The sequence below is a fragment of the Streptomyces sp. 11x1 genome (assembly GCF_032598905.1).
Taxonomy (GTDB): Bacteria; Actinomycetota; Actinomycetes; order Streptomycetales; family Streptomycetaceae; genus Streptomyces.
The window spans coordinates 2,116,479-2,128,599 of record NZ_CP122458.1; the positions used below are offsets into that span (position 1 = coordinate 2,116,479).

General features: G+C 71.8%; 12 protein-coding genes and 2 pseudogenes. 8 read left to right on the top strand and 6 right to left on the bottom strand.

Going from position 1 to position 12,121, the window contains the following annotated elements; translation table 11 throughout:
- The first annotated feature begins 14 nt into the window (after positions 1 to 14).
- Positions 15 to 1,448 (top strand): aldehyde dehydrogenase family protein, encoded by a 1,434-nt coding sequence (locus P8T65_RS09425; RefSeq protein WP_316731530.1) that lies wholly within the window; start codon positions 15 to 17, stop codon positions 1,446 to 1,448.
- Between the two features lie 61 nt (positions 1,449 to 1,509).
- The gene (locus tag P8T65_RS09430) at positions 1,510 to 2,616 is read left to right on the top strand and encodes an AraC family transcriptional regulator ligand-binding domain-containing protein (RefSeq protein WP_316724983.1); all 1,107 of its coding nucleotides are present in this window, start codon (positions 1,510 to 1,512) and stop codon (positions 2,614 to 2,616) included.
- A gap of 208 nt (positions 2,617 to 2,824) precedes the next feature.
- On the opposite strand, the pseudogene P8T65_RS09435 reads toward P8T65_RS09430, so the two are convergent.
- Both P8T65_RS09435 and P8T65_RS09440 read right to left on the bottom strand, forming a co-directional pair.
- Positions 2,825 to 3,220, bottom strand: a pseudogene (locus P8T65_RS09435) (aquaporin); the annotation flags it as partial.
- A complete protein-coding gene (locus P8T65_RS09440; RefSeq protein ID WP_316724984.1) occupies positions 3,217 to 3,591 on the bottom strand; it encodes a metalloregulator ArsR/SmtB family transcription factor in 375 nt (124 codons plus the stop codon). The gene P8T65_RS09440 and the pseudogene P8T65_RS09435, both read right to left, overlap by 4 nt.
- A gap of 113 nt (positions 3,592 to 3,704) precedes the next feature.
- On the opposite strand from P8T65_RS09440, the gene arsM reads away from it, so the two are divergent.
- The 6 genes from arsM (at position 3,705) to P8T65_RS09470 (ending at position 9,496) form a co-directional block, all read left to right on the top strand.
- A complete protein-coding gene (gene arsM / locus P8T65_RS09445; protein ID WP_316724985.1) occupies positions 3,705 to 4,601 on the top strand; it encodes an arsenite methyltransferase in 897 nt (298 codons plus the stop codon).
- 197 nt (positions 4,602 to 4,798) lie between these two features.
- Complete coding sequence (locus tag P8T65_RS09450; protein ID WP_316724986.1) at positions 4,799 to 5,920, top strand: peptidoglycan bridge formation glycyltransferase FemA/FemB family protein; 1,122 nt, start codon at positions 4,799 to 4,801, stop codon at positions 5,918 to 5,920.
- A 225-nt stretch (positions 5,921 to 6,145) separates the two neighbouring features.
- Complete coding sequence (gene modA / locus P8T65_RS09455) at positions 6,146 to 6,973, top strand: molybdate ABC transporter substrate-binding protein (RefSeq protein WP_316724987.1); 828 nt, start codon at positions 6,146 to 6,148, stop codon at positions 6,971 to 6,973.
- Positions 6,970 to 7,884: an ABC transporter permease gene (locus P8T65_RS09460; protein ID WP_316724988.1), complete on the top strand. Its 915-nt coding sequence runs from the start codon at positions 6,970 to 6,972 to the stop codon at positions 7,882 to 7,884. The genes modA and P8T65_RS09460 overlap by 4 nt, the downstream gene beginning before the upstream one ends.
- Positions 7,881 to 8,948, top strand: a complete 1,068-nt coding sequence (locus P8T65_RS09465) for an ABC transporter ATP-binding protein (RefSeq protein ID WP_316724989.1) — start codon at positions 7,881 to 7,883, stop codon at positions 8,946 to 8,948. The genes P8T65_RS09460 and P8T65_RS09465 overlap by 4 nt, the downstream gene beginning before the upstream one ends.
- A 128-nt stretch (positions 8,949 to 9,076) precedes the next feature.
- On the top strand, positions 9,077 to 9,496 hold the full coding sequence (locus P8T65_RS09470) for a TOBE domain-containing protein (protein ID WP_316724990.1): 420 nt from the start codon (positions 9,077 to 9,079) through the stop codon (positions 9,494 to 9,496).
- 7 nt (positions 9,497 to 9,503) lie between these two features.
- Here the strand turns inward: P8T65_RS09470 and P8T65_RS09475 are convergent, their stop codons facing one another.
- The 4 genes and pseudogenes from P8T65_RS09475 to P8T65_RS09490 all read right to left on the bottom strand — a co-directional run bounded on the left by P8T65_RS09475 (position 9,504) and on the right by P8T65_RS09490 (position 11,991).
- Complete coding sequence (locus P8T65_RS09475) at positions 9,504 to 10,259, bottom strand: class I SAM-dependent methyltransferase (protein WP_316724991.1); 756 nt, start codon at positions 10,257 to 10,259, stop codon at positions 9,504 to 9,506.
- A 48-nt stretch (positions 10,260 to 10,307) separates the two neighbouring features.
- Positions 10,308 to 10,862: pseudogene (locus P8T65_RS09480) on the bottom strand (aminotransferase class V-fold PLP-dependent enzyme); the annotation flags it as partial.
- Between the two features lie 87 nt (positions 10,863 to 10,949).
- Entirely contained in the window at positions 10,950 to 11,393 is a 444-nt protein-coding gene (locus tag P8T65_RS09485; protein ID WP_316724992.1) for a DUF2267 domain-containing protein, read from the bottom strand.
- Positions 11,394 to 11,556: 163 nt separating this feature from the next.
- On the bottom strand, positions 11,557 to 11,991 hold the full coding sequence (locus P8T65_RS09490) for an Hsp20/alpha crystallin family protein (protein WP_184900944.1): 435 nt from the start codon (positions 11,989 to 11,991) through the stop codon (positions 11,557 to 11,559).
- Positions 11,992 to 12,121: the final 130 nt, after the last annotated feature.

Sequence of the window (12,121 nt, forward strand, 5' to 3'; positions counted from 1 at the left end):
ACACGAACGCCGACATGAACACCGACACGAACACCCGCCCGGACGACCGCCTGCTCACCGTCATCAACCCGGCCACCGGGGAGATCCTCGACACCCTGCCCGCCGCCACCGCGGGCGAGGTGGACACGGCCGTGGACCAGGCGCACCGCGTCTTCGACAGCGGGGTGTGGGCGGCTCGGCCGCCCCGGGAGCGGGCCGCGGTCCTGCTGCGCCTCGCCGAGCTGATGGAACGCGATGCCGAGATCCTGGCCCGCCTGGACTGCGAGGACGCGGGCAAACCCATCACGGAGTGCCGTACCGGCGATGTGCCGGGCGCGATCGAGTCGATCCGCTGGTTCGCGGAGGCGGCCGACAAGGTCTTCGGCCGCACCGCCCCCACCAGCCACGACCACCTGGGTCTGATGAGCCGGGAACCCGTCGGAGCGGTCGCCGCCGTCCTCCCCTGGAACTACCCGCTCGCCATGGCCGCCTGGAAGATCGGGCCCGCGCTCGCCGCGGGCAACAGCCTGCTGCTCAAGCCTGCCGAGGCGACCCCGCGTTCGGCCCTCCACGTGGCCCGGCTGGCGACGGAGGCGGGGCTGCCGGACGGCACCCTCGCCGTGCTGCCCGGCTACGGCGCGGAAGCCGGCCGGGCGCTCGCCCGCCACCCCGGGATCGGCACGCTCTCGTTCACCGGCTCGACGGCGACCGGACGGCGGATCCTGGCCGACGCCGCGGAGACCAACTTCAAGCGGGTCTCCCTGGAGATGGGCGGCAAGAGCCCCCAGGTGCTGATGCCGGACGCGCTCGATTTCGGCGTCGACCTCATCGACGACATGATCGAAGCCGCGTTCCTGACGATGGGACAGAACTGCACGGCCGGCTCCCGGATCCTGGTCCACGAGGACATCGCCTCCGAGGTCGTCGCACGGTTCACGGCCGCCGCCGGGGCCCTGGTCATCGGCGACCCGGCCAAGCCGGACACCCGCACGGGTCCGCTGATCAGCACTGCGGCGCGAGACCGGGTCGCCCGCGCCGTGGACGAGGCGGTCGCCGCCGGAGCCGTGGCCCACACCGCCGGGTTGCCGGCGGGCCTGCACCCGCACGGGGCGTACTACCCACCCACCGTCGTCGTCGGCGCCCCCGACGGCAGCGGGGTCCTCACCGAGGAACTGTTCGGCCCCGTGGTCACCGTCCAGACCTTCGCCTCCGAGCGGGAGGCGATCCGGACGGCGAACGCCACCCCCTACGGCCTTGCCGCCTCACTGTGGACCCACGACCTCGACACCGCCTTCCGCCTCGCCCGCGGCATCCAGGCCGGAGTGGTCTCCGTCAACTCCTACAGCGAGGGCGACATCACCGCCCCCTTCGGTGGCTGGAAACAGTCCGGATTCGGCGGGGCGGAGCGGTCCACCGACGCCTTCGCGCAGTGGACAAGGGAGAAGACCGTCTGGATCCGTACCCGCTAGCGCGGCCGAAACCGGACGCAGATGCCTAAGGTGGTCGCGAGTACGGCCCTGGAGAGAAGCCATGACCGAGGCAACCCGTCCGGAGAACGGCACCACCCGTAGCACGTCGGCGACGATCTCCCCGAACATTCTGCGCTATCTGGACCAGATCACCGAGGAGTACGGAGTCGACCTACAGCCGGAACTGTCCCAGGTCGGTCTCACCGAGACCCTGATGCGCTCGGCGGCCCTGCGCGTCTCCTACCGCCAGGGCAGTGCCGTCATCCGGCGCGCTGTCGAACTCACCGGGGACGAGAACCTGGGCCTGCGGGTCGGAGCCGCGCAGCACCTCACCGCCTGGGGTCTGGTGGGCTTCGCCATGCTCGCCAGCGACACCCTCCAGGTCGCGATCGAGGCGGGGGTCCGCTTCCAGAACGTGTCCGGGGCGATGACGGTCTGGTCGGCGGGCCGGGAGGGCTCCGACTACGTGATCCGGGCCGACCTCCCGGACCCGATGATCGACCCGAACGTCGCCGTCTTCCTCGTCGAGGAGGCGTTTTCGAGCGTCGTCACCCTCGGCCGCCTCGCCGCCGACGCCGACCTCGCACCCCAGGAGGTCCACTTCGCCTTCGCCGCCCCGCGCGACGTCCAGCCCTTCCGCGACCTCTTCCGCTGCCCCCTGCACTTCGGCGCCTCCCACAACCGGCTGGTGGTACCGCAGGCATGGATCAACCGGCCGATGCCGGGCCGCGATCCGGTCACCTACGCCGCGACCCTCGAACTCCTCGAAGGGCAGATGGCCTCCCGCCGTCGTCAGCAGGACCTGCTGGAGATCCTGGAGATCTCCGTCGCGCAGAGCCTCCCGTTCGTCCCCTCCTTCTCCGAGCAGGCCCGCCGACACGCGTCGAGCGAGCGGACGCTGCGCCGCCGCCTGGCCGACTGCGGCACCTCCTACGAGGCGATCGTCGAGGGCGTCCGCCGGGAGCGCGTCGAACTGCTCCTGCACCGCCCTCACCTCACCCTCCGCGAGGTGGCCCGCCAGGCGGGCTTCTCCGACGAACGCGCCCTGCGCCGGGCCGTCCGCCGCTGGCACGGCATGGCACCGTTGCAGCTGCGCGCGGGCCTCTCTTCGCAGACGGCGGGAACAACGCCGAGTCAGGGGCGCGGCGAACCACGCGACCAGCCGTAACCGGACCCGTGGCCGCCCACGCCGGCGACACCACCGGCGGCGCGACACCACCGGCGGCGCGCTGCCGGATCGACAGGCGCTCTGCGGTCACCGGTGACGGACGTCTGGCGCGTGCGTCGGTCTCGTGGGGCCTGATCAGTGCGTTTCGTCGGTGGCCCGGACGTGTCCCGTGCCCTTCTCCCCTGAGGCCGCCCCGGCATCGAGCACAGAGAAGGTGACCGGCGGACCGGTCGTGGGTGGAGAACCTCACCAGCGGCTCGGCGAACATCGCGTCGGCCAGGACCGCCCCGCCGACCGCTCCCGTGATCTGGGCGGCCACGTACGCCGCGACGTCCCGCAGAGCGAGACCGCCGGGGGTGCGACGACCGGTGAACCAGGCGGCCAGGGTCACAGCGGGGTTGAAGTGCGCGCCGGAGACCGGCCCCAGCAGCAGGATGAGCACGCCCAGACCGAAGACGGTGGCCAGGGAGTTGGCGAGCAGCTGCACGCCGACGTCGCGGGACAGCTCGGTGGCCTGGATGGCGGAGCCGACCACCACCGCCACCACCAGAAGCCCGGTCCCGATCGCCTCGGCGGCAACCCGGCGGCCGAGCGGCGCGCTCACGCGGCGGCCCCGGCGGGCCGCGTGGTGGTCAGGAACGCGGCGAGCCGGTCCAGGACGTTGGGCAGCACCCAGTAATACACCCAGGTCCCGCGGCGCTCGCAGTCGATCAGACCCGCCTGGCGCAGGAGCTTGAGGTGGTGGGAGATCGTCGGCTGGGACAGGTCGAAGGCCGGGGTCAGCTCGCACACGCAGACCTCCCCGCCCTCACCGCGCGAGGCGATCATCGACATCAGCCGCGGCCGCACCGGGTCGCCCAGCGCCTTGAAGATCTTCGCGAGGTCGGCCGCCTGGTCCTCGTCCAGCGGCGCGGCGGACAGCCCTGGGCAGCAGGCGGCGTCCTGGCCGATCACCGCAATCCCTTGTTTCGACATGCCTCTATGTTGACGTTTTTCGATTCAAGGCGCACGGTTGTATCAATGAACGTCAATACAAGCCGTTCAAGCCGTTCCGTGCACCGCCATGCCCGTCATCCAGGAGTGAAGTCATGAGCGAGCAGACCACCACCGACCTGCGCGAAGCCGTCCGCCGGCGGTACGCCGCCGCAGCCGTGCAGGTCACCGAAGGCGGCACCGCCTGCTGCGGACCCGAGCCCGTCGAGGTCGACGAGAACTTCGGCTCCACCCTCTACGCCGCCGACGAGCGCGACGCCCTGCCCGCCGAGGCCGTGGCCGCCTCCCTCGGCTGCGGCAACCCCACCGCCGTCGCCGAACTCCGCGAAGGCGAACGCGTCCTGGACCTCGGTTCCGGCGGTGGCATCGACGTCCTGCTCTCCGCCCGCCGCGTCGGCCCCACCGGCAAGGCGTACGGGCTGGACATGACCGAGGAGATGCTCGCCCTGGCTCTCGCCAACGCGGCGAAGGCCGGCGCGACGAACGTCGAGTTCCTCAAGGGCACCATCGAGGCGATCCCGCTGCCCGCGCACACGATCGACGTCGTCATCTCCAACTGCGTGATCAACCTGTCCACCGACAAGCCCGCCGTCTTCGCCGAGACCTTCCGCATCCTCAGGCCCGGCGGCCGGATCGGCGTCTCCGACGTCGTCGCCGACGACACCCTCACGCCCGACCAGCGGGCCGAGCGCGGCGACCACGTCGGCTGCATCGCCGGCGCCCTCTCGTTCGCCGAATACCGCGCCGGACTCGAAGCCGCCGGGTTCACCGACGTCGAGATCACCCCGACCCACCCGGTCGCCGACGGCATGCACTCCGCGATCGTCCGCGCCACGAAGCCGGTGACCGCCGAAAGCGGCCGTCCGGCCGCCGAGTCGAGTGCCGCGTGCTGCGGCGTCGAGGCCTGCTGCACGCCGGCCGAGACCGCCGTCGACCCCGGCCTCACCGTGATCGAGGCCAAGACCACCTCGGGATGCGGTTGCCAGAACTGACGCCGGCACCGCCTTGAGGGCCCTTCGCACCGGAGGGCCCTGGCCCATGCCCACGGTGGACAACGAGGGCACGGCGGTGACCGCGCGGGGGCGGCCCATGCCTGCTCCGGGCGTGACGGCGACTCGCGTACGTGCGCAGACCCGGACGAGCCCCGCGCCTTCAGTAGGCTGGTGCGCCGAGCGAAGGAGCGCCGCGTATGAGCCTGCGCCTGAAGGCGATCACCCGTGAGGATCATCTGGACTTCGTCCGGGCCCGGCCCTCGGTCAGCCACATGCAGGTGCCCTCGTGGGGCGATGTGAAGCCGGACTGGCGGGCGCGGAGCCTCGGCTGGTTCGACGAGAGCGACCGGCTGGTCGGCGTGGGCCTGGTGCTGCTGCGGCCCTTGCCGAAGTTGCGACGGTACCTCGCCTACCTGCCCGAGGGGCCGGTCATCGACTGGACCGCGCCGGATCTTCAGCGCTGGCTGGAGCCGATGCTCGGGTATCTGAAGGAGCAGGGCGCGTTCTCGGTGAAGATGGGGCCGCCGGTGGTGACCCGTCGCTGGAGTGCCGAGGCGGTCAAGGCGGCGATCGCCGACCCGGGGGCGAGGCGGCTGGGGGACGTGGAGGCCACCGTGCACGAGCCGGGGGCCGCCGGCATCGCCGACCGGTTGCGCCGCATGGGCTGGCGGACGGCCGAGCCCGGAGGCGAGGACGGCTTCGCCGCCGGCCAGCCGCGCTACGTCTTCCAAGTCCCGTTCGCGGGGCGGTCGTTGGCGGAGATCCAGCAGGGTCTCAACCAGCAGTGGCGCCGCAACATCAAGAAGGCGGAGAAGGCAGGCGTCACGGTCGTGCGGGGCACGTACGAGGATCTGCCCGCCTTCCACGAGATCTACGTGGAGACCGCCGGGCGGGACCGGTTCATTCCCCGTCCCCTGGCGTACTTCCAGCGCATGTGGACCGCGTTGACCTCGGAGGACACCGACCGTATGCGCCTGTACCTCGCCCATCACGAGGGCGAGGTACTCGCGGCGGCCACGATGCTGACCGTCGGCACACACACCTGGTACTCCTACGGCGCCTCCACCAGCCGCAAGCGCGAGGTGCAGCCCAACAACGCCGTCCAGTGGCGGATGATGACCGACGCCCACGCGCTCGGCGCCGGCGTCTACGACTTCCGCGGCATCACCGACACGCTGGAGGAGAGCAACCACCTGCTGGGACTCCTGCGGTTCAAGTCCGGCAGCGGCGGCGAGGCCGTCGAGTACCTCGGCGAGTGGGACTTCCCGCTCAACAAGGTCCTGCACAAGGCCTTCGACCTCTACATGTCCCGCCGCTGACCCCGTCGGCCGCCCAGCCCTCTCGTGCGAACGCACATGCCATGCCTAGCATCAGAAAGCCCGGCTCATGCGATGACACTGATGGCTTACACCTGGCACTTGCGGCATTATCATCTGCGCAGACCTGGCTACGGAATCGGGGACGGCGAGCGTCGACCAGTTGATCAGGGGCGTTGACCGTCGCCGAGTCCGTTCAGTCCGTGCAGGACCAGAGGGAGTGGACCCGTGACGACCCGTGCCGTACGCCGGACCCGTACGACCAGGCTGACCCTGCGGGCAGTCGGGGTCGGTGGCGCCGCCCTGCTGGCCCTGAGCGCCTGTGGTTCCTCCGACTCCGACTCCTCCGCGAAGCCGGACTCCTCCGGCTCGGACGAGCTGTCCGGGGAGGTGACCGTCTTCGCCGCCGCCTCGCTCAAGGAGAGCTTCACGACGCTGGGCGAGCAGTTCGAGAAGGAGCACCCCGGGACGAAGGTGACGTTCAACTTCGGCGGCAGCGACGCGCTCGCCGCCGGCATCACCGGCGGCGCCCCGGCGGACGTGTTCGCCTCCGCCAGCCCCAGGACGATGGCCGTCGTGACCGATGCCGGTGACGCCTCCGGCACCCCCGAGACCTTCGCCCGCAACCAGCTGGAGATCGCCACCCTCCCCGGCAACCCCGACAGGATCTCCTCCCTCGAGGATCTGACCGGCTCCGATCTGAAGGTCGTGCTCTGCGACGAGGCCGTGCCCTGCGGCGCCGCGGCGCGGAAGGCCCTCGACGCGAGCAAGCTGAAGCTCACGCCGGTGTCGTACGAGGAGGACGTGAGGTCCGCGCTCAACAAGGTGGTGCTGAAGGAGGCCGACGCGGCGGTCGTCTACAAGACCGATGTGCGGGCGGCCGGTGAGAAGGTGCGGGGCGTGGAGTTCCCCGAGTCCGCCGACGCCATCAACGACTACCCCATCACCCTGCTCAAGGAGTCGGAGAACACCGACGCCGCCAAGGCGTTCATCGCGCTCGTGCGGTCCACCGAGGGCCAGAAGGTCCTGACCGAGGCCGGGTTCCTGGAGCCGTGACGTCCCCTTCTCCTTCCGCCTCTTCCTCTCCGGAGGGGGCCGGCACCGCGGACACCCTGGGCGGGGGTCCGCGGCGCCGGCGTGTCCCCGGACGCGGGTGGCTTCCCGGACGCGGAGGGTTCCCCGGGCGCCACGGGGGTGTCCCGCTCCCCCTGCTCCTGCCCGCGCTGATCGGCCTCGTCCTCCTCGTCCTCCCGCTCGTCGCCCTCCTGATCCGGGCGCCCTGGCGCAGCATGCCCGACCTGCTCACCAGCCCCGAGGTGTGGCAGGCGCTGCGGCTGTCGCTCGTGTGCGCCACGGCGGCCACGGCCGTGAGTCTGGTCCTCGGGGTGCCGCTGGCCTGGCTGCTGGCCCGGGTGGACTTCCCCGGACGCGGTCTCGTACGGGCCCTCGTCACCCTCCCCCTCGTCCTGCCGCCGGTGGTCGGCGGTGTGGCACTGCTGATGGCGCTCGGCCGCAACGGGGTCGTCGGGCAGTGGCTGGACGACTGGCTCGGGATCACCCTGCCGTTCACCACGGCCGGGGTCGTGGTGGCCGAGGCGTTCGTGGCGATGCCGTTCCTGGTCATCAGCGTGGAGGGCACGCTACGGGCCGCCGACCCCCGGTACGAGGAGGCCGCGGCCACGCTGGGGGCCTCCCGGTTCACGGCGTTCCGCCGGGTCACGCTGCCGCTGATCGCGCCCGGGGTCGCGGCGGGCGCCGTACTGGCGTGGGCCCGCGCGCTGGGCGAGTTCGGAGCGACCATCACCTTCGCCGGCAACTTCCCCGGCCGTACCCAGACCATGCCCCTCGCCGTCTACCTCGCCCTCCAGAACGATCCGGAGGCGGCGATCGCCCTCAGCCTGGTCCTGCTGGCCGTGTCGATCGCGGTGCTCGGGGGGCTGCGTGACCGATGGATGACCGCCTCATGACCGACGACGGGAAACCCGGCGAGGGTCTCGACGCCCGGCTGGTGGTCGTACGCGGCGCGTCGTTCCGTCTCGATGTGACACTGACCGCCGCGCCCGGTGACGTGGTGGCGCTGCTCGGCCCCAACGGCGCCGGCAAGACGACGGCGCTACGGGCCCTCGCCGGGCTCGTGCCGCTGTCGGACGGTGGCCGGCTGCGACTGGACGGCGCCGAGCTGGACGGCCGACCACCGGAGTCGCGCCCGGTCGGCGTGGTCTTCCAGGACTATCTCCTCTTCCCGCACCTCACCGCCCTCGACAACGTGGCCTTCGGCCCCCGCTGCCACGGCGCGAGCAAGGCGGAGGCGCGGGCGCGGGCAGCGAAGTGGCTGGAGCGGATGGGCCTCGCCGCCCAGGCCGGAAACAAGCCCCGGCGGCTCTCCGGCGGCCAGGCGCAGCGCGTGGCCCTCGCCCGCGCCCTGGCCACCCACCCCCGGCTGCTCCTCCTCGACGAGCCCCTCGCCGCCCTCGACGCCCGCACCCGCCTCGACGTCCGCGCCCAACTCCGGCGCCACCTGGCCGACTTCGAGGCCGTCGCCGTGCTCGTCACCCACGACCCGCTGGACGCCATGGTCCTGGCGGACCGTCTCGTCGTCATCGAGGACGGCCACGTCGTCCAGGAGGGCACCCCCTCCCACATCGCCCGCCATCCCCGTACGGACTACATCGCCCACCTCGTCGGCCTCAACCTCTACCGGGGTGAGGCGCGCGGCCACACCGTCCACCTCCCCGACGGACCGGCGATCACTACGACGGAGGACCTGACCGGCCCGGTCTTCGTCGCCTTTCCGCCCAGCGCCGTCACCCTCCACCGGGACCGGCCCACCGGCTCCAGCGCCCGCAACCTCTGGCACTGCGAGGTCACCGGCATGGACGCCCACGGCGACCAGATCCGGGCCTCCCTCGCCGGTGAACTCGCCCTGGCCGTCGATCTGACGACCGTCGCGGCGGCGGAGCTCGGCATCCACCCGGGCACGGAGATCTGGGCGACGGTCAAGGCGAGCCAGACGCACGCCTACCCCGCCTGACGAGGGACGGCGCGGGTGTCGCCTCGCGGGCGCGAGGCGCCTCCCGGGGCTACGGTGGGCCGCACGGCCGTCCAGAGGCCGGCCGTCCGCACCGGTCGGATCCGTCACCCGCTGCGAGGCGTTCCCTCATGAGCCTGAGCATCCGCAATCAACTGCACGGCACCATCACCACCGTCACCCCGGGGGAGGCCATGGCGACCGTCAGGGTCCGCCTCGACGGCGGACAGGAGGTCACCGCCGCGATCACCCTCGACGCCGTGGAAGCCCTCGGCCTGACCGCGGGCACGGCCGTGCGCACCCTGGTCAAGGCCACGGAGGTGTCGCTGGCCACCGGCCCCGTGGACGGGCTGTCCATCCGCAACCGGCTCCCCGGCACCGTGCGCGAGGTGACCGCGGGCTCCGCCATGGCGGCGGTGAGGGTCGCGGTCGAGGGCGGCGAACTGACCGCCGCGATCACGAAGGACGCGGTCACCGAACTCGGTCTGGCGGCGGGCTCCGCCGTCACCGCGCTGTTCAAGTCGACGGAGGTCTCCCTCGCGACCGTCTAGGCGGCCGTCACCGCAGGGCCGCCAGGACGTGGCTGGGGCCCACCTGCCAGACGGGCCCGACGTGTTCGAAGCCCGCGTCGCGCAGGAGGGCGACGTGACCGGAGAGGGTCAGGTCGTTGCCCTCGCAGTGGGGGCGTCCGGCGTCCGCGCGGTGTGAGAGGAGCCGGGCGAGTTCGGGGTCGGCGGCGGCGCCGGCCCACCAGGAGTCCCAGTCCTCGACGAGGGGCAGGGCGGAGCGTTCGCTCCGGCGGCGGCCGATGTCGAGGGCGAGCTCGGAGACCTTCGTGGAGTCGGGGCTGATGTGGTCGCCGTTGATGAGGATGCCGCCGGGCCGCAGCAGCCCGGCGAGTTCCCGGTAGACGCCCCGCAGGGTCCCCGTGCCGAGGTAGTGCAGGGCGGTGGTCGACACCACCGCGTCCACCGGGCGCTCCAGGGCGAGCGCGTCGAGCCAGCCGGGTTCACCGATCACGGCTCTGACGTAGCGCAGAGTGGGCCCGTAGTGGGCGCTGCCCAGTTCCAGGAGGAGCGGGTCCGCGTCGACGGCGAGCACGTCGGCGGTCGGCAGTCGGGCGGCGAGCCGCGCCGCCAGACACCCCGGGCCGCTGCCCAGATCGAGGACGAGCGGCACGGCCCGGTCGCGGGTCACATGCTCGACCAGATCCGCGATGACCTCGAACCGTTCCTCACGGTCGACCGCGTACAACTGCTGCTGGCGTTCCCAGCGCTCCACCCAGCGCGCCGCCGTCGTCGTACTCAGACCCATACCTGTCGCACTGCCCCCGTCTCCGGAAACCGTTCCTGTTAATGGAAATCATTGCAGACTGGCGAGGGTGGTGAGCAGTTCTTCCATCTCTTCAGGGGTGTTGTGCACATGCAGGCTCACCCGTACCGAACCGTCCTCCGGGTCGCGGCCCGCCTGCCAGTGGCCGTCGGAGCGCACCATGAACCCTCGGCTGGAGAGGATGAAGCCGAGGTCCTGCGAGCCGATCCCGCGATGCCGGAAGGTGACGAGGCTGCGGCGCCGCTGCACCTCGCTGTCGGCCCTGAGGCTCGTCCGGCAGCCGAGCACCTCGTAGGCGTCCATCCGGGCCAGGCGGTCGGTCAGCAGCGTGGTCAGCGCCACGGTCCAGCGTTCGATGCGGGCCGGGTCGGCGGCGGTCAGCCAGTCGAGCGCGGCCGCGAGTCCCGCCACTCCGACCGTGTTGGGGATGCCGTTCCAGCCGCCGGGCCGCAACGGCGGTCCGTGCCGGCCGCGCGCCCAGACCGCGCCGGAACCGGGCAGGGCCATCGTCTTGTGGCCGGAGAAGACCACGAAGTCCACGTCGAGTTCGGCCACCGAGACCGGCACGTGCCCGACGCTCTGCGCCGTCATGCCCCTCAGCCTCCCAGAGCGGCGGGGCCTGCACACGTCCACGAGGGGCCGGCCCGCCGCTGTTCGGAGGGTCGTCGGGCTTCAGAGGGTCGTCGTGCCGGTCGGGGCTCCTGCGGAGGCCAGGGAGGGCGTGGGTGCCGGGGGCAGTTCGGCCCGGCCGAAGAGCAGGGCGTAGCCGGGTGGGAGTTGGGCGAGGATGCGGTCGAGGAGGTCGTCGCCCGCGAGCTGGGCGACGATCCGCAGGACGGTGCCGGTGTCCCAGCGGGTCGTGGCCGGCGTACCACCCGTGCGGGTCGCCAGGTCCTTGACGAAGCCCCAGCCGGTGACGGGTTCGGTGTCGGGGATCTCCGCCGTGAAGCAGCGAGCGGCCTCGTGCGGCAGCCTGGCCGCGAGTTCCACGCGCTCGTCGCCGGTGAGCCGTCGGCCGAAGGCGGCCAGGACGGTGCGCACGGCCTCCTCGGCCCGGGCGCGGGTGGGGTAGGCGCCTTCGTAGCGCACTCTTTCCAGCATCTGCTCGAACGTCATGCCCACGGTGTGCCGGCACGGCTCTTGCAGGGTGAACATCGTGAAGCGGTCGCCTTTCTCGTCCGGGAGGGTCGAGGGGGGGGTCGCAGGAGGGTGAGCGTGGTGGGGGTCGCGGGCGAGGCGCGGCGGCCCGGGGCGCTCGTCCGGGCCGCCGACAGGGGACTCAGCCGCTGATCTCCCGGTGCGTGGTGCCGCCGCCGATGGCAACCTTGCGGGGCTTGGCGCGCTCGGCGATCGGGATCCGCAGGGTCAGCACACCCGCGTCGTAGTCCGCCTTGATGTGCTCGGTGTCCAGGGTGTCGGCCAGCACGACCTGGCGGGAGAAGACACCCAGGGGTCGCTCGGAGAGCTCCATCTGCACGTCGTCCGCCTTGGTGACGGGGCGCCGCTCGGCCTTGACGGTCAGCATGTTCCGCTCGACGTCGACATCGATCGCGTCCGGGGAGACACCGGGCAGATCGAGGGCGATCACATACTCCTCGCCCTCGCGGTAGGCGTCCATCGGCATCGCCGACGGGCGTGACCAGGTGCCGGTCGTGTTCAGGAGCTGCTGGGTGAGGCGGTCCAGCTCACGGAACGGATCGGTGCGCATCAACATCGCAAACACCTCCAGTGTTCGGGTCAGGCACGTTCCTGCCAATGCGTTTCACCTGCCTTCGTTGTAACATGTCATCCAAGTGATGACAAGTAGAAAGTCGTCGAGGCGACGACATAACCCACCATCACCT

Bases quoted from the DNA above. Each gene is read 5' to 3' on its own strand.
- P8T65_RS09425 (WP_316731530.1), top strand. From the start codon at position 15: ATGAACACCGACACGAACACCCGCCCGGACGACCGCCTGCTCACCGTC.
- P8T65_RS09430 (WP_316724983.1), top strand. From the start codon at position 1,510: ATGACCGAGGCAACCCGTCCGGAGAACGGCACCACCCGTAGCACGTCG.
- P8T65_RS09440 (WP_316724984.1), bottom strand. From the start codon at position 3,591: ATGTCGAAACAAGGGATTGCGGTGATCGGCCAGGACGCCGCCTGCTGC.
- arsM (WP_316724985.1), top strand. From the start codon at position 3,705: ATGAGCGAGCAGACCACCACCGACCTGCGCGAAGCCGTCCGCCGGCGG.
- P8T65_RS09450 (WP_316724986.1), top strand. From the start codon at position 4,799: ATGAGCCTGCGCCTGAAGGCGATCACCCGTGAGGATCATCTGGACTTC.
- P8T65_RS09465 (WP_316724989.1), top strand. From the start codon at position 7,881: ATGACCGACGACGGGAAACCCGGCGAGGGTCTCGACGCCCGGCTGGTG.
- P8T65_RS09470 (WP_316724990.1), top strand. From the start codon at position 9,077: ATGAGCCTGAGCATCCGCAATCAACTGCACGGCACCATCACCACCGTC.
- P8T65_RS09475 (WP_316724991.1), bottom strand. From the start codon at position 10,259: ATGGGTCTGAGTACGACGACGGCGGCGCGCTGGGTGGAGCGCTGGGAA.
- P8T65_RS09485 (WP_316724992.1), bottom strand. From the start codon at position 11,393: ATGACGTTCGAGCAGATGCTGGAAAGAGTGCGCTACGAAGGCGCCTAC.
- P8T65_RS09490 (WP_184900944.1), bottom strand. From the start codon at position 11,991: ATGTTGATGCGCACCGATCCGTTCCGTGAGCTGGACCGCCTCACCCAG.